At 70.9% G+C, this 18,981-nt stretch carries 18 protein-coding genes; 9 read left to right on the top strand and 9 right to left on the bottom strand.

Annotated features, from left to right (window positions below; all coding sequences use genetic code 11):
- The first annotated feature begins 90 nt into the window (after nucleotides 1-90).
- Both ACFV7R_RS28005 and ACFV7R_RS28000 read left to right on the top strand, forming a co-directional pair.
- A complete protein-coding gene (locus ACFV7R_RS28005) occupies nucleotides 91-2,178 on the top strand; it encodes a SpoIIE family protein phosphatase (RefSeq protein WP_385268271.1) in 2,088 nt (695 codons plus the stop codon).
- A gap of 41 nt (nucleotides 2,179-2,219) precedes the next feature.
- Nucleotides 2,220-3,083 carry an Fpg/Nei family DNA glycosylase gene (locus ACFV7R_RS28000; RefSeq protein ID WP_385268269.1) on the top strand — a complete coding sequence of 288 codons (864 nt, stop codon included), beginning with the start codon at nucleotides 2,220-2,222 and terminating at the stop codon, nucleotides 3,081-3,083.
- 146 nt (nucleotides 3,084-3,229) lie between these two features.
- On the opposite strand, the gene ACFV7R_RS27995 is transcribed toward ACFV7R_RS28000, so the two are convergent.
- The 3 genes from ACFV7R_RS27995 to ACFV7R_RS27985 form a co-directional block, all read right to left on the bottom strand.
- A complete protein-coding gene (locus ACFV7R_RS27995) occupies nucleotides 3,230-3,880 on the bottom strand; it encodes a zf-HC2 domain-containing protein (protein ID WP_385268268.1) in 651 nt (216 codons plus the stop codon).
- Between the two features lie 169 nt (nucleotides 3,881-4,049).
- Nucleotides 4,050-4,565 (bottom strand): hypothetical protein, encoded by a 516-nt coding sequence (locus tag ACFV7R_RS27990; protein ID WP_129802654.1) that lies wholly within the window; start codon nucleotides 4,563-4,565, stop codon nucleotides 4,050-4,052.
- Nucleotides 4,566-4,713: 148 nt separating this feature from the next.
- A complete protein-coding gene (locus tag ACFV7R_RS27985; RefSeq protein WP_129802655.1) occupies nucleotides 4,714-5,259 on the bottom strand; it encodes a sigma-70 family RNA polymerase sigma factor in 546 nt (181 codons plus the stop codon).
- Between the two features lie 212 nt (nucleotides 5,260-5,471).
- On the opposite strand from ACFV7R_RS27985, the gene ACFV7R_RS27980 reads away from it, so the two are divergent.
- Nucleotides 5,472-6,626 (top strand): CapA family protein, encoded by a 1,155-nt coding sequence (locus tag ACFV7R_RS27980; RefSeq protein ID WP_385268266.1) that lies wholly within the window; start codon nucleotides 5,472-5,474, stop codon nucleotides 6,624-6,626.
- A 4-nt stretch (nucleotides 6,627-6,630) separates the two neighbouring features.
- Here the strand turns inward: ACFV7R_RS27980 and ACFV7R_RS27975 are convergent, their stop codons facing one another.
- Nucleotides 6,631-7,104: a MarR family winged helix-turn-helix transcriptional regulator gene (locus tag ACFV7R_RS27975; protein ID WP_385268264.1), complete on the bottom strand. Its 474-nt coding sequence runs from the start codon at nucleotides 7,102-7,104 to the stop codon at nucleotides 6,631-6,633.
- A 57-nt stretch (nucleotides 7,105-7,161) separates the two neighbouring features.
- On the opposite strand from ACFV7R_RS27975, the gene ACFV7R_RS27970 reads away from it, so the two are divergent.
- The gene (locus ACFV7R_RS27970; protein ID WP_385268262.1) at nucleotides 7,162-7,977 is read left to right on the top strand and encodes an alpha/beta fold hydrolase; all 816 of its coding nucleotides are present in this window, start codon (nucleotides 7,162-7,164) and stop codon (nucleotides 7,975-7,977) included.
- On the opposite strand, the gene ACFV7R_RS27965 is transcribed toward ACFV7R_RS27970, so the two are convergent.
- Together ACFV7R_RS27965 and ACFV7R_RS27960 are read right to left on the bottom strand one after the other, a co-directional pair.
- Nucleotides 7,974-9,386 carry an amino acid permease gene (locus tag ACFV7R_RS27965; protein ID WP_385268260.1) on the bottom strand — a complete coding sequence of 471 codons (1,413 nt, stop codon included), beginning with the start codon at nucleotides 9,384-9,386 and terminating at the stop codon, nucleotides 7,974-7,976. The two genes, ACFV7R_RS27970 and ACFV7R_RS27965, sit on opposite strands and share 4 nt — an antisense overlap.
- Nucleotides 9,387-9,474: 88 nt before the next feature.
- Entirely contained in the window at nucleotides 9,475-9,936 is a 462-nt protein-coding gene (locus ACFV7R_RS27960; RefSeq protein WP_385268258.1) for a universal stress protein, read from the bottom strand.
- Nucleotides 9,937-10,086: 150 nt separating this feature from the next.
- On the opposite strand from ACFV7R_RS27960, the gene ACFV7R_RS27955 reads away from it, so the two are divergent.
- Nucleotides 10,087-10,923: a polysaccharide deacetylase family protein gene (locus tag ACFV7R_RS27955; protein ID WP_385268256.1), complete on the top strand. Its 837-nt coding sequence runs from the start codon at nucleotides 10,087-10,089 to the stop codon at nucleotides 10,921-10,923.
- Nucleotides 10,924-10,953: 30 nt separating this feature from the next.
- Here ACFV7R_RS27955 and ACFV7R_RS27950 read toward each other — a convergent pair whose 3' ends face one another.
- Complete coding sequence (locus ACFV7R_RS27950) at nucleotides 10,954-11,622, bottom strand: class F sortase (protein ID WP_385268254.1); 669 nt, start codon at nucleotides 11,620-11,622, stop codon at nucleotides 10,954-10,956.
- A gap of 335 nt (nucleotides 11,623-11,957) precedes the next feature.
- Between ACFV7R_RS27950 and ACFV7R_RS27945 the strand changes: the two genes are divergently transcribed.
- The gene (locus tag ACFV7R_RS27945; RefSeq protein ID WP_385268252.1) at nucleotides 11,958-12,827 is read left to right on the top strand and encodes a hypothetical protein; all 870 of its coding nucleotides are present in this window, start codon (nucleotides 11,958-11,960) and stop codon (nucleotides 12,825-12,827) included.
- Nucleotides 12,828-12,948: 121 nt separating this feature from the next.
- Here the strand turns inward: ACFV7R_RS27945 and ACFV7R_RS27940 are convergent, their stop codons facing one another.
- Nucleotides 12,949-13,716, bottom strand: a complete 768-nt coding sequence (locus ACFV7R_RS27940) for a DUF4239 domain-containing protein (RefSeq protein WP_385268250.1) — start codon at nucleotides 13,714-13,716, stop codon at nucleotides 12,949-12,951.
- A 16-nt stretch (nucleotides 13,717-13,732) separates the two neighbouring features.
- Nucleotides 13,733-13,861: a hypothetical protein gene (locus tag ACFV7R_RS27935; RefSeq protein WP_385268248.1), complete on the bottom strand. Its 129-nt coding sequence runs from the start codon at nucleotides 13,859-13,861 to the stop codon at nucleotides 13,733-13,735.
- 734 nt (nucleotides 13,862-14,595) lie between these two features.
- Here ACFV7R_RS27935 and ACFV7R_RS27930 point away from each other — a divergent pair.
- The 3 genes from ACFV7R_RS27930 to ACFV7R_RS27920 all read left to right on the top strand — a co-directional run bounded on the left by ACFV7R_RS27930 (nucleotide 14,596) and on the right by ACFV7R_RS27920 (nucleotide 18,842).
- Nucleotides 14,596-15,570 carry an SCO0930 family lipoprotein gene (locus ACFV7R_RS27930; RefSeq protein ID WP_385268246.1) on the top strand — a complete coding sequence of 325 codons (975 nt, stop codon included), beginning with the start codon at nucleotides 14,596-14,598 and terminating at the stop codon, nucleotides 15,568-15,570.
- Between the two features lie 321 nt (nucleotides 15,571-15,891).
- Entirely contained in the window at nucleotides 15,892-16,704 is an 813-nt protein-coding gene (locus ACFV7R_RS27925; protein WP_385268244.1) for an SAM-dependent methyltransferase, read from the top strand.
- Nucleotides 16,701-18,842: a putative bifunctional diguanylate cyclase/phosphodiesterase gene (locus tag ACFV7R_RS27920; RefSeq protein ID WP_385268242.1), complete on the top strand. Its 2,142-nt coding sequence runs from the start codon at nucleotides 16,701-16,703 to the stop codon at nucleotides 18,840-18,842. The genes ACFV7R_RS27925 and ACFV7R_RS27920 overlap by 4 nt, the downstream gene beginning before the upstream one ends.
- Nucleotides 18,843-18,981 lie beyond the last annotated feature (139 nt).

Here is an 18,981-nt window from a genome sequence, read left to right as displayed (position 1 = left end):
AGAGTGAAGCAGACATCTCCGGCAGTCCACCCGATGTCCTCGGCAGCTGACCCGGTCGAAGAATCGGTCGAATGCTGGCAAAGTGGGCGCATGGCTGATCGGGGAGCGAGCGCCCTGTCTCTCCCGGACGACTGGCCCGCCCACCCGGACCCGATCCTGGCGCTCAACCAGATGGGCAGCTTCGACTGGGACCTGGACACCGGTCTGTTCCATATGGACCCCCAGGCCCACGAGGTCTTCGACCTGCGTCCCGAGGAATACGACGGCCGCCCGGAGTCCCTGGGCGTCCGGGTTCCGCGCACCGAGGGCCGACGACTCGACACCCTGGTCGCCCAGGCCATCAAGGACGGCAGCGAGAACTACGGCGCCTACTTCCGCCTCCGCCGCCGCGACGGCACCCTGCGCTGGACCCACACCCAGGGCTACATCCGGCGCGACGAGACGGGCCGGCCGCGCCGGATCATCGGCATCGTCCGGGACGCCACCCAGGAGCTCGGCGAGTTCGCGGCGCGCCGCGAACCGGCCGGCCAGGACCACGCCCGGCGCGATCAGACCGACGTCGTGGAGTTCACCACGGCCGCCCTCGCGCACGCCCGTACCGTCCAGGACGTCATCGACGTCCTCAAGGACACCCACGGCGTCACCCACCTCGGCGCGGCCAGTCTGGTCATGGGCCTGGTGGAGGCCGGACGCATCCGGCTGGTCGCCGAGGGCCCCGAGGGCAGCTTCGTGCCCGGCACGCTGATCACCCGTATCGACGAGCCCTACCCGATGAGCGAGGTCGTGCGCACCCTCAGCCCCCGCTTCATCGAGTCCCCGGAGGAGTTCGCCGAGGGCTATCCCATCCTGTGGCCGCACATCACCGACCTCGACATCACCTCGGCCGCCTATCTGCCGCTCATCGTCCAGGCCCAGCCCATCGGCGCGATGGGCCTGCTCTACAACGACCGCCGCGGCTTCACCCCAGAGGAACGCAACATCCTGGTCGCGCTCGGCAGCAGCATCGCGCAGAGCCTGCAGCGGGCGATGTTCTACGAGCAGGAGAAGGACCTGGCCAGCGGTCTCCAGCAGGCCATGCTGCCGCGCACCATCCCCAGCGTGCGGGGTGCCGACGTCGCGGTCCGCTACCGGGCCGGCGGCGCCGGGGGCTCCCTCGGCCGGGACATCGGCGGCGACTGGTACGACCTGATCCCGCTCCCCGGCGGCCGGGTCGGCGCCGTCATCGGCGACGTCCAGGGCCACGACACACACGCCGCCGCCGTCATGGGCCAGCTGCGCATCGTCCTGCGCGCCTACGCCGCCGAGGGGCACACGCCCGCCACGGTGATGGCGCGCGCCTCCGTCTTCCTCCACGAACTGGACACCGACCGCTTCGCGACCTGCCTGTACGCGGAGGCCGACCTGGCCACCGGCGTGGTCCAGGTGGTCCGGGCCGGCCACATCGACCCGCTGATCCGGGCCCCGGACGGCAGCTGCCGCCGCGTGCCCGTCCCGGGCGGCCTGCCGCTCGGCCTGTCCGCCGAGTTCGGGTGCCTCGAGTACCCCGTCGGCACCGTCGAGCTCGACCCCGGCCACACCCTGCTGCTCTGCACCGACGGCCTGGTCGAAGAGCCCGGCGCCGACCTCGACGACGGCATGCAGGCCCTCACCGCGCTGGTTGCCTCCGGCCCCGAGGACGTGTGGAAACTCGCCGACCTGCTCATCGACGTGGCCGAGGAACGCGGTGGCGAGGACGACGTCGCGCTGCTCCTGCTGCGCCGCCGCGGCCTGGACGCCCCCCAGACCGGCGGCCGGCTCCAGCAGCACGTGGCCCCCGGCGACCCGGAGGCCCTCACCGAGGCCCGGCACATGATCCGCGCCGCGGTCGGCGCCTGGGGTGCCGCCGACCGCTCCGACGAGGTCGAACTCGTCGCCGACGAGCTGATCACCAACGCCCTGATGCACACCGAGGGCGCCGCGATCGTCACCCTGCGGGTCCTGTCCGGCTCCGACCGCCGGCTGCGCGTCGAGGTCGAGGACTCCTCCAGCGCCCTGCCGCGCCGCCGCGAGGCGACCCACTCCTGCGTCTCCGGACGCGGCCTGCTCCTCGTCGAGCTGCTCACCGACGTGTGGGGCGTGGAGGCGCGTGGCGGCGGCAAGTGCGTGTGGGCCGAGTTCGTGGTGCCGGAACGTCGCTGAATCCCCGTGGCGCTGTCGGTCCCCGATGGCACTCTGGACGTATGCCGGAACTGCCCGAGGTCGAAGCGCTCAAGGACTTCCTGACCGACCACCTCGTCGGTCACGAGATCGTACGTGTGCTGCCGGTGGCGATCAGTGTGCTCAAGACGTACGACCCGCCTCTCGCCGCCGTCGAGGGCCACGAGGTCGCCGCCGTGCACCGGTACGGCAAGTTCCTCGACTGCGAGACGGACGGCGGCCCGCACTTCGTGACCCACCTCGCCCGCGCGGGCTGGCTCCACTGGAAGGACCGCCTCCCGGACGGCCCGCCCCGCCCCGGCAAGGGCCCACTGGCGCTGCGCGTCGCGCTGGAGACCGGTGCCGGCTTCGACCTGACCGAGGCCGGCACCCAGAAACGGCTCGCGGTGTACGTCGTCCGGGACCCGCAGGAGGTGCCCGGCGTGGCCCGGCTCGGCCCGGATCCGCTCGCCGACGACTTCGACGAGGCCCGGTTCACCGCGCTGCTGCAGGGCGAACGCCGGCAGCTCAAGGGCGCCCTGCGCGACCAGAGCCTCATCGCCGGCGTCGGCAACGCCTACAGCGACGAGATCCTGCACGCCGCGAAGATGTCCCCGTTCAAGCTCGCCGCCTCCCTGGCACCCGAGGAGACCCGAAGACTGTACGAGGCCCTGCGCACGACGCTCACGGAAGCCGTCGAACGCTCCGAGGGCCTGGCGGCCGGACGCCTCAAGGCCGAGAAGAAGAGCGGCCTGCGCGTCCACGGCCGGACCGGCGAGCCCTGCCCGGTGTGCGGCGACACGATCCGGGAGGTCTCCTTCAGCGACTCCTCGCTCCAGTACTGCCCCACTTGCCAGACAGGCGGCAAGCCACTGGCGGACCGCAGAATGTCCCGCCTGCTCAAGTGACGGGCGGTCGGGACATCCTGCGGTCGGGTAGCGCCCCGCAGGGGCGCGGGGCTGTATCGACATGCGGCTCCGCCGCGCGGGCGCGACCAGCCACGACGCACCCGCACACGACGCACCGCAGTGACCTACCGAACCCAGCGGAGCGCCTAGCGCGAGTCGACCGCCACCAGCCGCTCCCCGGCCTTCGTGCGCACCTCGTACCGCGCGATCTGGTCGGGATGCAGGGCCGCCGCGCCCTGCAGAGTGTTCGGGCGGGCGTCATGGTGGGGCGCGGTCCAGTTGGTCACCGTCTCCTCCGAGCCGTCATGGCCGATGGCGACCAGCTGGCAGGCCCTGGGACCCGCCGCATCCTTGACCTCCACCACCACCTGGCTGCCCCAGACCTCGTTCTCGGTCGTGACCTGCGCCCACACCCCGGTGCGCTCGTCGGTCGCCGACACGCGCACCGCCCGGTCGCCGCCCTCGGTCATGGTCGCGATCCCGGGCCCGGCCACGGCGCACACCACCGCGGCGGCCACGGCGAACAGCAGCCGTCGACGCCCGGCCCGGTGCCGCGCCGCGACCTCGCCGAGAAGCCGGTCCAGCAGCCGCGGGCCGGGTCCGGCCATGGGGTGCACCGAGCGTGGCGTCGCGCGCCGGTAGAGCATCAACTGCCGGGCGGTGGGCCCGAATTCGGTGACGTGCGTGGTGCATCGAGGGCACTCCATGAGGTGGTCCTCGAAACGGAAGGCGTCCGCCTCGTCCAGCACGCCGAGCGCGTACGCGCCGACGTCGCGATGCCTCTCCAGGGACCTCATGCCGAATCCTCGTGATCCTCGTGTCGGTGGGTGTGGGTGGGGTTACTCCTTGCTCCCACCGGTACGCACCAAGCCGCCGAATCACTCAAGCCCCGTACAGAATCGCAACCAAGGAATTCGGAGCGGTCCGGCCCGAGGATTGGTCGGATTCCGAGGAATCCAGAGGAATCTAGAAGAGATGGATGGCGAGGTGCCCCAGCGGCAGCCCCAGCTGCCACGCCGGCGTCCACACCTTCGGCCCGTCGTCCTCGCCCACCACGGCACCGCCGCCCGGGACCGCGTTCAGGTCGGGGGCGAGCAGCTCGGTCTCCTGCAGCCAGCGCCAGGCCGCCTGAGCCAGTTCCAGGTCCGGCGCGGGTCCGCCCGCCCGGGCCGCCTCGGCGGCGAGTTCGGCCGTGCGCTCGCGCACCCAGTCCTGCCACGGCTGGTCGTACGCCGTCAGTGACAGCCAGGTCTCCAGCTGGGAGACGACCCGGATGCCGGAGAGCTCGCCCTCGGTGTCGGACAGGAAGATGGTCAGTGCCAGGGCGTCCCGCCCGGCGCGGAACTCGAAGGACGTCGGCGGCATGAGATCGCCGGTCCGCAGCAGTTCGTCGGCGATGTACTCGGCGTACAACCAGGCCATGGGGACGGTCAGTTCACCGCCACCGGTGCCGTCCGTACTCTGGTGACCTCTGTGCTGCATCCCTTCCTGCCTTCCTCCGGTGCGTGCGCGTCGCCCGACCCCGGGCCGGTGGCCCGTGGCCCTATCCGGAACACGGATGAGGACAGCCGATTACTCAACCGGGGTCCTCAGCAAGGCGCTTTACGGAGGTTTGACTCGGCAGTCGGTTTCACCGCAGGTCGGCCGCGTATCCCGGAAGCACCCGGCGCAGGGCGCGCAGCGCGTAGTACGCGCGGGACTTCACGGTACCGGGCGGGATTCCCAGGGTTGCCGCCGCTTCCGCCACACTGGCCCCCTGGAAGTACACGAGCACCAGGACTTCACGGTGCTCCGGAGTGAGGGTCTTCACAGCCTCGCGTACGTCGACGGTGGCGGCCGACCGCTCGGCGTGGTCGGCGATCACCCGCGCGCTCTCCAGGACCGCGTCGCCGACCTCCGGCGGACGTGCCTGCCGGGCCCGCCGCGCGTCGATCGCGAGCCGTCGGCCCACGGTCAGCAGCCAGGGCCGTACGGACTCGAAGGCGTCGGCGCGCAGCGCCTCGGGGTGCTGCCAGGCGCGTACCAGGGTCTCCTGGACGAGGTCCTCGGCGCGCTGCCGGTCGCCGTCACACAGCCGGAGCAGCAGCGCGAAGAGCGGTCGGCCGTGCTCCCGCTGCAGCGCGGCGAGCTCGTGCTCGGCGGTCGTCCCGTTGGTGATGGTGGTTCCGGCCGTCATGCGCGTATGGGATCGCAGGGTGCGGTTCCGGGACAGGGCGCGCACACGCTGGTGCGGCGGACGGTCGAACGCGTCGGCGAACGGTACGACGAACGGTCCGCAACCGCCGGTCGCGCACACCGGACGGGTTAAAGGGAGCCCTGGGGCTGTTTGGCGCTGTGTTCAACTTCGTACTTATTAGTCCGTAAATGTGACAGCACTGGGGTGAGCTGATGATCGTACGCATCGCACGCAGACGACAGGTGGCCCTGGCTCTGACGGCCCTTCTCGCCGCGGGCGCCACCTGCCAGGCCCAGAACGAGAAGTCCTCCGGCCGGGCCGGCAGTCCGGCCTCCGCCGACTCCAGCGCATTCACCCTCGTCGCGTCCGGCGACGTCCTCCCGCACGCCTCCGTCCTCGACCGGGCGCGCTTCGACGGGGGCGGGGCCGGCCACGACTTCCGGCCCATGCTGTCCGGGGTGGAGCCGGTCGTCTCCCGGGCGGACCTGGCGCTGTGTCACATGGAGGCCGTGTACGGCGTGGGAGGCGCCCACGCCGGTCGGCCGGGCATGTTTCCGCCGGAGATCGCCGGAGGGCTCGCCGCGACCGGCTATGACGGCTGCTCCACCGCCGCCACCCGCGGCACCGCCGAGAGCGCCGAGGCCATCGGGCGCGCCCTGGACGCCCTCGACCAGGCCGGGGTCCGGCACGCCGGGGCGGCGCGTACCGAGGCCGAGGCGCGCACGGTCACCATCCTGCCCGCGGGCCGGGCGATGGTCGCCCACCTCGCCTACACCAACGGCACCAACGGTCACCCGCTCCCGGGGCGGCCCTGGGCCGTCCACCAGATCGACGAGGGCCGGATCCTCGCCGACGCCCGGGCGGCCCGGCAGGCCGGCGCCGAGGTGGTCGTCGTGTCCCTGCACTGGGGCACCGAGTGGCAGGACGAACCGGACCGGCGGCAGCTGAGCCTGGCGGAGACCCTCACCGCCGCCAAGACCCGCGGCCGCCCCGACATCGACCTGATCCTCGGCACCCACGCCCATGTCCCGCAGGCGTACGAGAAGGTCAACGGCACCTGGGTGGTCTACGGGATGGGTGACCAGGTCACCGGCCAGATGCCCGACCGCCAGGGCGTCCCGGACCCCCGGGGCACCCAGTCCACCATCGGCCGCTTCACCTTCGCCCCGCCCGCCCGGCCGGGGCAGCGCTGGCAGGTGACGAAGGCCGAGTTCATTCCGCAGCTGTACGACATCGACGCAGGCCGGGTGGTCAACATCAACGCCGCCCTGGCCCAGGGCGCCGACGTCGCCGCCGCGCGTGACCGCATCCAGCAGGTCGTGCTCAGCCGGGGTGCGGCACAGGACGGTCTGGTGATGGGGGAGTAGCCGGTCAGTTCACGTCGACGTGATCGAACAGCTTCAGCATCTCGCCGAGCACCCGCAGGCACGCCGTCACCTCGGTGTCCGTCAGATCGCCGCCGACCTCCCGCAGGATGGCGTGCTCGCGGGCGAGCACCGCGGTGATCGCCGTGCGGCCCTCGTCCGTGAGCCGGATCAGGGGCGAGCGCTGGTGCGCCGGGTTGGGGGCGCTCTCCACCAGTCCGCGCGCCGCGGCGTCGTTGACCATCCGCTGCACGAACTGCCGGCTCAGCGCCTGGGCCCGGCCCATCTGCGGCACGGTCATCGGCCCCTGCTTGCCCAGCAGGTCCAGGACGGCCCGTACCCCCACGGACAGCCCTTCGACGGCCTCGCCCTGCTCCACCTTGCGCTGCACGCGCCGGTACAGCGGGCCCACCAGGTCGAACACCGCGGTGAGGCGGTGAGCGAGTTCGTCGGGAGGGAGCGGTCTGTCGATGTCGTTCACGAGGCCATCATGGCACCTAGGTTGTCAAACTTGCTAAGAGATGACACCTTGGTTGTCATGACGACTGCCACGGAACTGAGGTACTTCGCATCTGCTGACGGCGATCTCGCCTACCGCGACACGGGCAGCGGCGACCTGCTGGTCCTGCTCCACTCCGGGTACGCCGACCACCGCGTCTTCGACGCCCAGACGCCGGCCCTCGCCGCCGGCCACCGGGTGATCGCCCCCGACGTACGCGGCCACGGTGCCTCCGCCAACGCGAGCAGGCCGTTCCGCTGGGCCGACGACCTGGCCGCGCTGCTGCGTCACCTCGACGCGGGCCCGGCCGTCCTCGTCGGCGTCTCGATGGGCGGGGGCATCGCCACGGACACCGCGCTGGAGTACCCGGAGCTGGTCCGGGCGGTCGTCGTCTGCGGAGCCGCGACCAGTGAGTTCACGTACACCGAACAGTGGGGGCGCGAGATCGAGGCCGAGTTCGCCCGCACCCTGGGCGCCGGCGACATCGACGCCTGGCTGGCGGCGTTCATGCGGACCGCGGCCGGACCGCACCGCACGGTCGACGAGGTGGACCCGGACATCCTGCGGCGGCTGCGGGAGATGGCCCTCGGCACCATCTCCAAGCACACGGCCGGTGAGCGGAACTGGCACGTCCCCCTCACCGACACCTGGCCCCGCGTGCCGAAGATCGACGTACCGCTGCTCGCCGTGAACGGGACCCTGGACTCCGCCGAACTGATCGCCGAGGCCGAACGACTCGTGCGCACCGTCCCCGGCGGCCGTTCCGTCACCGTCGAAGACGCCGCGCACTACCCGAACATGGAGCGGCCCGACGTCTTCAACGAGATCCTCGCCGACTTCCTGCGCACCCTCTAACGACCCGCCAGTTCCGACTTCCGGTACGAGTAGCCGAAGTAGATCACCAGCCCGAGCGCGAACCACACGGCGAACCGCGCCCAGGTCTGCCAGGACAGGAACGTGATCAGCCAGATCGAGAAGACGACCCCCACCGCCGGCACCCACGGCATCCACGGCGTACGGAAGGTGCGCGGCAGCTCCGGGTGCCGGTAGCGCAGCACGATCACCGCGGTGCACACCACCGCGAACGCCAGCAGGATCCCGATGTTGGTCAGCTCGGCCGCCTCGCCGATGGGCAGGAACCCGGCGATCGCGGCCGACGCCACCCCGACGATCCATGTCACGCGGGTCGGCACGTGCCGCGTGGGGTGCGTCTTCGCGAACCACGGCGGCAGCAGCCCGTCCCGGGACATGGCGAACCACACCCGGGTGACGCCCAGCATGAACGTGAACATGACCGTCAGAATGCCGATGATCGCGCCCACCGCGATCACATCCGCCAGCCCGCCCAGCCCCACCGACTTGAACGCCGTCGAGAAGCCGCTCTCCGGGTCGATCTCCGTGTAGTTCTGCATGCCGGTCAGTACCAGGCACGCGGCCACGTACAGCACCATCGAGATCGCCAGTGAGTAGATGATCGCCTTCGGCATGTGCCGCTGCGCGTCCTTCGACTCCTCGGCCGCCGTCGACATCGCGTCGTATCCGAACACCGCGAAGAACACGGTCGCCGCGCCGGTGAACGCTCCGCCGATCCCGTACGGGAAGAACGGGTTGTAGTTGGCCGTGTCGATGTGGAACACACCGACCGCGATCACCAGCAGCACCACCAGCACCTTCAGTGCCACCACGACCGTCTCGAAGCGCGCCGCGTTCTTGATGCCGAGGTTCAGCAGATACGCGATGAGCAGGCACAGCAGCGCCGCGAAAAGGTCGATCCGGTGCCCGTCGCCGGTGCCGGGTGCGCCCAGCATCCAGTTCGGCAGGTCGGCGCCCATCTCGCCGATGAGGAAGCTGAAGTATCCCGAGATGCCGATCGCGACCACCGCCACGATCGCCGTGTACTCCAGCAGCAGGTCCCAGCCGATGAACCAGCCCGCGAGCTCGCCGAGCACGGCGTAGCCGTACGTGTAGGCGGAACCCGCCTTCGGAATGAGGCCCGCGAACTCGGCGTACGACAGTGCCGCCGCCGCGCTCGCGACACCCGCGATGAGGAACGAGATGAGCACCGCCGGCCCCGCCGTGCCGTTGGCCACCGTGCCCGCGAGGGTGAAGATGCCCGCGCCGATGATGCCGCCGACGCCGATCGCGGTCAGTTGCCACAGACCGAGGGATCGTTCGAGCTGGGTGCCCTCGACGACTTCCGTCTCCTCGATGTGCTCAATGGGTTTGCGGCGGAGAATCCCCTCACCCATTCGGAGCCTGGCCATGCGCCTCACCTCTTCGCGATCGGCAACCGGCTGACCGCGGATCATGATGGCTCAGCAACGCCCTCGGAGGAAGACGCCACGCACGCCCCTACGGCACCACGGTCACCGGCCAGCGTCCCGCTTTGACCAGTTTGATCGCCACCGAGCCGACGAAGCGGTGACCGGCCTGCTCGGAGGCGCCCACCACGACCGCGTCCGCCTTCAGCTCGTCCGCCGCCTTGACCAGGCCGTTGTAGGGATCGCCACGGAAGGTGTGAAACTCCCAGCGCAGTTCGAATATCCCCTTCAGCCGCTCGGTGGCCTCCCGGATCTCCGTTACCAGGTTCTCGGCGATCGCGTCGGTCGTCGCCGCGACCGGCGCCCCGAGCGCCGCACCGGCCGCCATGACCGGCTGGACGTACACGATGGCGAGCAGGGCCTTCTGCCTGCGGGCCAGGCCCGCGGCGTACGCCGTCGCCCGCATCGAGGTGTCCGAGCCGTCGACGCCGACCAGGATGACCTTGGGGCCGTCCGTGCCGCGCTCGAACTGGTGCGAGTGCTGTTCCGTCACGGCTCGAGGCTATCGGAAGCCGCAGGTCCGGACGCCGGGCGGGAAGCTACGGGCGCCGCGGACGGAGTGTCATGGGCCGCACGGGTGTTTCCTGCCGCCGCTGCGGTGTTGCTGAGATGCGCCGGGCGTGGGCCGGGCGACTGATGAGTCATGAAGAAGGATCAGATGCTCACGCGGCGCAGGGTGGTGCTGGGCGGCGCAGCCGCACTGGGCGCGGCCGGAACGGCCGGTCTGCTTGCCCTGGGCACCGACAGCGACCCGGTCACACCGCTTGCCGCCCCCGCGGCGGGCCCTCCGGCGCGCCGCCCGCTCAAGCCCTCCGCCTACCGCCTCCAGCCTCTCGCCGGATACGGCCCCCCGGCCGCCTCCGGCCGGACCCCGGTACGCAGTGAACCCCTCCTGCGGGTGACCGGAATCGGCCGCACCATGGTGCTGACCTTCGACGACGGCCCCGATCCGCACTACACCCCGGACATCCTGAGCACCCTGCGGGCCTACGACGTCCGCGCCATGTTCTTCGTGTGCGGGGAGATGGTCGTCCACAACAAGGACCTGCTCGCCGAGATGGCCGAAGAGGGGCACGTCGTCGGCAACCACACCTGGTCCCACCCCCTGCTGACCGGGCTGACCCGTGGCCGGATCCGCTCCGAGATGGAGCGCACCAGCGAGATCATCGAGGAGGCGTACGGTGAGCGGCCCCGCTGGTTCCGTGCCCCCTACGGTGCCTGGAACCGGGCGGTGTTCCAGTTCGGCGCCGAACTGGGCATGGAACCCCTCGGCTGGACCGTCGACTCCCTCGACTGGATCGAGCCCGGCACCCGCACCATTGTCGACCGGGTGCGAAACGGCGCCGGCCCTGGCGTCGTGGTGCTCTCGCACGACTCCGGGGGAGACCGCTCGCAGAGTGTGCGGGCGCTGCGCGACTATCTGCCGCAGCTGTTGGACGCCGGATACCACATCACCGTGCCGCGTCGGTACCAGGTGTGAGGGGCGAGCGCCCGCACCGTCGGGGCCCGGTCAGCGGACCTCGACCATGCGGGCGAAGACGACCACGTTCCCGTCGTAGCCGTTCTGCTCGGAGAAACCGCCGCCGCAGGTGATGACCCGCAGCTCGGGCGTGCCCTTGGAGCTGTAGACCCGGTCGCCGGGGAAGTTGTTCTTCTCGAACACCTCGATGCTGTAGATCTCGAAAACGGCGGTCCTTCTGTCCTGCCGGCTCACCTCCACCCGATTCCCCCGCTTCAGCGACCCGAGACCGTAGAACACTGCGGGCCCCTGGTGGTTGTCGACATGGCCGACGATCACCGCGGTGCCCTTTTCACCGGGGGAGACGGCACCGGTGAACCAGCCCGCCAGATTGGCGTTCGCGGGCGGCGGCGCATCGACCCAGCCGGCCGAGTCCAGACCGACCGGCATCATGGGCGCGTTGACCTGGATGGCGGGAATCCTGACCCGGTCCGGCACGGAGTAGGGCAGCGGGGACGGGGCATTCGTGAAGGTGCCCGGGACGGTGCGGGTGTCCGAGGCCGCCGCCGACGCGGGCTGCGGCGGACCCACGTTGAACTCCCCCGAGCCGTTCCGGATGAGCGCGAGACCGGTCAGCAGGACAAGCGCTATCACGCCCCACGGGGCACGCTTCCTCGGCCGCACCTCCTCTTCGGCCGGCCCGAACTCGGAAACATACATTCGCCATCCCCTCTCGACGCGGCCGTCGCCACGTCATTTCGCGCATAGGAGAACGCTAAGTCCAGCGCGAGTCACAGGCGACGGGGTGGATACGAACGGGTGGCCCTGCGCGGCTTCCCGGTGCGCCATCCGAGTCGCCGCGAACAGGAATTTTTCGACGGCGCGTGACCTGCGGCAATATCCGATTGTGTGGTTTTCGTCCGGCGTGTCGCCTCACCAGGACGGACCATTGCCGAAATGCGGGCGCGTCCCCGGCAACTGAGGGTCTGTCTGGGAGACGCTTTCTCGCCGATCGACCGGGGACGGGTCCCGGGGCGTCTTCCGCGGAGGAAGACATGCGAACTCTACGTGCACTGGCGGCCTCTGCGGCTGCCGTCGCCGCCCTCGGGCTCGCCGCTCCCGCGGCCGTAGCCTGGGAAGACCCGAACGGCGGCGGGAACGGCGGCGGCTTTGGTGGGAACGGCGGCAACGGGGGCGACAACGGCAACGGTGGCGGCTTCGGGGGCAATGGCAACGGCAACGGGAACGGTGGCGGATTCGGGGGGAACGGCAACGGGAACGGTGGCGGATTCGGGGGCAACGGGAACGGGAACGGCGGTGGCTTCGGCGGTAATGGCGGCAATGGTGGCCATGGTGGGGGTGACGGCGGCGGCTTCGGCGGGAACGGCGGGAACGGCGGTAATGGTGGGGGTAATGGCGGCGGCTTCGGCGGGAACGGCGGGAACGGTCGGGGGAACGGCGGCGGAAACGCAGGCGGGAACGGCGGCGGCATCGGAGGCGGCAACGCCGGCGGCAACGGCCTCGTCTCCCCGAGGAACATCGTCGCCCTGCCCGGCGTGATCTCCCGAGGCGGCCAGCTGGCCGTCACGGTCAACGACTGCCCCAACGGCGGCACCATCACGTCCCCTGCCTTCCCGACGACCAGGCTGCCGATCAACAGCGTCGGCGGGGCGTTGAGGGCCACCGCGATCATCAACAGCAGCGCCCGCCCCGGAAGGTACGACATCACCGTCAACTGCTCCGGCCGGGTCCTGACCCGCCCGGGCGCCTTCACCGTCCTCGGCGGTGTCCGCGGCGGCATCGGCGGCAGCAGCAGCGTCGGGGCGACGCCGACCGACATGGCCATCGGCGGCGGCATGGTGGCCTCGGCCGTCCTCGGCAGCGGGCTGCTCTGGGTGCGCCGCCGCTCGGAGCAGCAGAACTGAGGCCGGACCGGCCCGGAGGCCTCTCATGTGCAAGGCCTTCGCCACGTATCCCGACGCCCCGCCGGAACCCGTGACGAAGGCCTCTGCGGTGGCGGCGAACGGATGCCGCGGCAGGGGTCCGTCAGCCGCGCTCGGCGTCGGGGAAGAGGCTGAGGAACGGCTCGGCCGAGGCTGTGATGCCACGGCTGTAGGGTGCGTCGAAGTCCCAGATCAGGAAGAGCAGGAAGGCGATCAGCGCGGAGAACAAACCGGCGAGGATCAGCTCACGTGGTGTCCGCCGGATCTGCAGGGCGAGGATCATCCCGATGGTGACCACTGCTCCGACGACGAGGCCGAACCAGACCACGCCCGGCATGGTCGGCGCGGTCGAGTCCGCGCGGGCGGTACGCGCCTGGTCCGCCGCGGCCACCTGGTCGAGGAGCGGCTGGTAGGCCTGGGCCTCGAAGTCCGACTTCGGCTGGTAGTCCGTCACGGTCGCGCGTAGGCGGTCCAGGAGCTCGGTGCCGCGTTCGGTGACCTTGCCGTTGTCGGCCATCGCCTGCCACTCGGTGGTGACGACATGTCCTACATAGGCGTTGACATCGTCCCGGATGCGGTCACGGACGTCGGCAGGGTAGACCCGCACCCGCTCCGAGATCTCGTGCAGCGCCTGGGCCTCCGCCCGGACGTGCTCCTGGGCGACGCTGCGGGCCTCCCAGACACCGGCGATGGCCAGGCCCAGGACGATGGCATAGACCACGCCGATCCACATCGTCATGTACTCGATGACGTCCGGCGTCTCGGAGGGATCCTCGTCCTCGGACGCCGATCGGTGGCGCAGGAGGGTGATGACGACCACCACGGCGCAGGCGGCCAGCATCGCGAGGGTGAGAACAAGCCATTCCGGCAACGGGTTCCTCCAGGGATCAACGCGGCCGCAGCGCGGCGACAGCGATCACCGCGGGCGCGGTGATGAGCAGGACGTAGGTGACCGGCGACCGGCCGTGGTGCGATGGCCGGTTGCGCGGCGGTGTGCGGTACTCCGGGTAGCTCACCGGGGTGACCGAGGGACGCGGAGTGGGCGACGGCGACGGCTTCGGAGTCGGGGTCGGCCTCGGGATGGGCGTCGGAGTCGGGGTGGGAGTCGGCGTGGGAGCGGCGGGCGGTGCGGGCCGGGGAGCCGGCGGGGGAGGCGGTGGTTCCGGTGCCGGTTTCGGTGGCGGCGGTGGCGGTGGTTCTGGAGGAGGCGGCGGGGCCGGTTTCGGCGGCGGAGACGGGGTGGGCGTCGGAGTGGGTGTCGGTGTGGGCGACGGGCACATTGGGGGAGTGGGCCACGTGTGGCTCCCGGCTACCGCCACCGCCTCCGTGCCGCCGGGTCCGGTCGAGGCGTACGCACAGGCGTCGGCCGTTGCGACACCGGCCGGGACGCCGACGAGGACCCAGGCCAGTGTCGCCAGGGCCAACACCCGTACGGCGACGGGCGAACGGGTCGGTTCGGATCCATGCACGACGGAGATCATGAGGCGTCCAAGGCCGCCGCACGCGCCTCGCCCGGGGGATTGCCCCGAAGGAGGGAAGCGAGGTGGCAGGGCGTTTGATCAGCGGGCGCCCGTGTGTCCGGACGGGTGGACGCGCATGCGACCCACCCGGGAGCCCGGCCGGCCACTTCACAGATTCCGGAAAGAAATCTCGTCGCGGTTGAACACAACCACCGTCCCCGTTCGTACCCATTGTCGTGCGGCGGCGCAGCAGGGCGCTGCAACACCCTTGGGATTATGGGGAGTTGACGATGAAGACCTCCTGGCGGAGCGCCTCACTCGTGGCGAGCGCCGTGGCCGTCCTGGCGCTGACGACGGCGTGCGGTCAGGAAAACGGCGGCCAGTCGGCCAGTCAGAACGTGGGCGCCACGGCCGCGGCGGGCGGTTACGGCGGCACGGGCGTCGGTACGGGTACGGGTACCGGAACAGGGGCCGATGCGGGCGCGGCGCCGGACCAGCAGAACGCCGGGGCCCAGGCCGCCCCCGCGGGCAAGTTGGCGGTGTCGGCCAATGCGGAGCTCGGCCAGGTGCTGACCGACAGTGCCGGGCGCACCCTGTACCGGTTCGATCAGGACACCGCCGAGCCGCCGAAGACCAACTGCGAGGGCGACTGTGCGACCGCCTGGCCGCCCGTGCCTGCGGGCGATGCCAAGGCCGGTGAGGGAGTCGACAAGGAGTTGCTCGGCGAGGTCACCCGTCCCGACGGCACCAAGCAGCTGACGATCGCCGGCTGGCCGGCGTACCGCTATGCGAAGGACGTCAACCCGGGCGACACCAAGGGCCAGGGCGTCGGCGGCACTTGGTACGCGCTGGCCCCCGACGGCAAGAAGGCCAACCTCGCCGACCTGCCCGGACTGTCCACCCGCGAGGATCCGAAGCTCGGCGAGATCGTCGTCGACAAGAACGGCCACACGGTCTACCGCTTCATGAAGGACTCGCAGTGGCCGATGAAGACCGCGTGCACCGGTGAGTGCCTGGAGAAGTGGCCCGTCGTCGCGCCGGTCGACGCGAAGGACACGAAGGGGATCGATCTGCAGGGGTCCACCCCCAACCGGGGCTACGTCGTTTTCGACCGCCCCGACGGCATCAAGCAGCAGACCATCGACTGCGTGCCGATCTACACCTTCGCCGGCGACAAGAAGCCCGGCGACACCAAGGGTCAGGGCGTGGGCGGCACCTGGTTCGCCGTGGCGCCCGACGGCAAGCCGGTCGGCGCGCCCGAGTAGGAAGAGCAGGAGGACCTCCCCATCAGGTCCGGCCCTCGGCGCGCGACCTCGCGGTCCGCCTTCCGCACCCCTCGCGGAAGGCGGACCGCTTTGCCGTAATTCACCGGGAGTCCGCCTGACTCATCCCCTTACGCCGGAACTCCGGAACTCTGCGAGATGCTGCGGATACTTTTCGTAGCCTGTTCCCGAGTGGGTCAATTTGGCACGTGCCGCAGGCAGTGACCGGGAACGGATGGTCAATTTCCGTTTCCGCTCGCTCCTTTGGCGGGCGATCAGTAGCCTCAGCTCGAACACCGGATCGCCTACGCCTTGGAGAGATAGATGGAGCGTCCCGCCTGGGCCCCACGGAGCATCGACATCTCGGTGCCGAGCGTTGCGCGAATGTACGACTACTACCTGGGCGGTTCGCACAACTTCGAGGTCGACCGGGAGGCGGCCCGCAGGGCGATGGAGTTCATGCCGGGACTCCCCAAGATCATGCAGGCGAACCGGGCGTTCATGCGTCGCGCGGTGCGGTACGCGGTCGGCGAGGGCATCACACAGTTCCTCGACGTCGGCTCGGGCATCCCGGCCTTCGGCAACGTCCACGAGGTGGCCCAGCAGGCGCGGCCCGGAGCGCGCGTGGTCTACGTCGACCACGACCCGGTGGCCGTGGCGCACAGCGAGGCCGTCCTCGAGGGCAACGAGAACGCGGACGTCGCCGCCGCCGACCTCCGCAAGCCGCACGAGATCCTGTCGAGCCCTCAGGTGGAGCACCTGCTCGACCTGAAGCGGCCGGTCGCGCTGCTTCTCGTTGCCATACTGCACTTCGTGGAGGACGCGGACGATCCCTACGGGGCGGTGGCTCAGCTGAGCGACGCACTGGCGCCCGGCAGCATGCTGGTTCTCACCCATGCCTCGTACGAGGGAATCCCGCTGCCACCCGAGCGGACGAGCGGCACGGTGGACGTATACAAGGACCTCCGCAACCCGCTGATCATGCGCTCGCGCGACGAGATCGCGCGGTTCTTCGAGGGGTACGACATGGTGGAACCGGGACTGGTGCCGATGCCCGTCTGGCGACCGGACACCGAACCGGAGGACGAGGATCCGTATGCCTTCTCCGGTTTCGCGGGCGTGGGGCGTACGGCGTGAGCGCGGAGCCGGACGGGCCGGAGGACAGAGTGCGCAGGTTCGCGACGATCTGGAGCCGGGCGGTGTTCCCGGCCACCTCGACGTCGCTGACCCGGCCGGAGTTCGAGGAGCAACTGCTGCCGCTGGCCCGGCGGTTGAGCGAGATGCTGCGGGCCCGCACCTTCGACGCGGCCGAGGTGCGGGCGGTCGGCGCCGCCCTGGTCGACGCGCACTGCACCGACCCGGAGGCGCTCACCCGCGCCCTGGACTGCATCGACGCCTACCTGGTGCTCTACTGCGGCGAGGACGGTCCGCAGGACGATCTGCGGGCGCGGTCGGCGCGGCTGCAGCACGCCGTGGCCGCCGGGTTCGCCCAGGCGCTGCGCGAGCGGACCCTGGCCGAGCAGGAGGCCATCGCCCAGGCGGCGTTGCGTGCCCAGGGCGTGGTGGCGCAGGCGCTGCACACGAGCGAGGCCCGCTTCCGGGCGGTGTTCGAGGGCGCGGCCATAGGCATCGGCATCGCCGACCTGGACGGACACGTCCTGGAGGCCAACCAGGCGCTGCTGCGCATGTTCGGCGGCTCCGAGCAGAACGTGCGCGGCCGCAACTTCCGTGAGTGGACGCACGCGGACGACGCGCCCCAGGTGTGGCGGCTGTACGAGGAACTGGTGCGCGGCGAGCGCGAGCACTACCACGTGGAGAAGGCCTTCTACCGGCCTGACGGAACGGTCCTGTGGACCAATCTGACCGTCTCCCTGCTGCGTGACGCCGACGGCAACCCGCAGTACCAGCTGGCCCTCATGGAGGACACCACCGAGCGGCGGCTGCTCAACCTCCGGCTGCGCTACGAGGCCACGCACGACGCCCTCACCGGTCTGCCCAACCGCACCCTGTTCTTCGAACGTCTGGAGAAGGTGCTGAACGCCGGCGAGGGCCGGCGTTTCGGCCTGTGCTACCTCGACCTCGACGGATTCAAGACCGTCAACGACAGCCTCGGCCATGCGGCCGGCGACCGGCTGCTCGTCGAGGTCGCCGACCGGCTGCAGGCCTGCGCCACCGCGCCCGGCGAGATGGTCGCCCGGCTCGGCGGCGACGAGTTCGTGGCGCTGACCACCGGCCCCGACAGCCGGCGCGAGGTGGACGAACTCGCCGCCCGCATCATGAACGCGCTGGTCGCCCCGGTCACCGTGGAAGGCCGGGAGCTGACCGTGCGCGGCAGCATCGGCATCGTCGAGGGAGCGGCGGGGGAGCGGAGCGCGGCGGAGGTGCTGCGCAGCGCCGACATCACGATGTACCGGGCCAAGTCGGCGGGCGGCAACCGGTTCGAGCTGGCCGACGCCGAGGCCGACGCCCGCGTCATCACCCGGCACGGGCTGACCACCGCGCTGCCCACGGCTCTGGAGCGCAGCGAGTTCTTCATCGAGTACCAGCCGCTGGTCCACCTCGGCGACGGCAGCGTGCGCGGCGCCGAGGCGCTGGTGCGCTGGCTGCATCCGCAGCACGGCGTCCTCGGCCCCGACCGCTTCATCCCGCTCGCCGAGCACACCGGTCTGATCGTTCCGCTCGGCCGCTGGGTCCTGGAGCAGTCGGTGCGGCAGGCCCGTGACTGGCAGGAGCGCCACGCCGGCACGGCCACCGCCCCGCTGCGTATCAACGTCAACCTCTCGCCCTGCCAGCTCACGCACACCGGTCTGGTCCAGGACACCGTCGACATCCTGCAGGCCGCGGGCGTCGAGCCCGACGCGCTCTGTCTCGAGGTCACCGAGTCGGCCCTGATCGGCGCCGACGACGACCTGCTGAAGCCGCTGCGCCGGCTGGCCGAGATGGGGGTCGACATCGCCCTGGACGACTTCGGCACCGGCTACTCCAACCTCGCCAACCTCCGCCGCCTGCCGGTGAGCATCCTGAAGCTGGACCGTTCCTTCACCCAGGGCATGCAGCAGTTCCCGGCCGATCCCGTCGACCTCAAGATCGTCGAGGGGATCGTTTCTCTCGCCCACAGCCTGGACCTGGCGGTGACGGTGGAGGGCGTGGAAACCGGCGCCCAGGCGGAGCAGCTGCGGATCCTGGGCTGCGACACGGCGCAGGGCTGGTACTACGCCCGTCCGGGCCCACCGGAGAGACTGCACGAACTGGCGCTGGTGGATGCAACGGGCTGACTGACGGGCCGCGCCCCCAGAGGCCGCGCCCCCGTCGGGGGCGCGGCCCGAAGGGGCGCGGGGAACTGCGCGACCAGCCACAGACGACCCGCAGACCTGCACGGCGTTGACAAGAACGGCGCTCCAGCAAACCGCGTCC

This window comes from Streptomyces sp. NPDC059866 (assembly GCF_042731325.1).
GTDB lineage: Bacteria > Actinomycetota > Actinomycetes > Streptomycetales > Streptomycetaceae > Streptomyces > Streptomyces flavusporus.
This window is presented reverse-complemented; position numbering and strand designations above follow the sequence as displayed.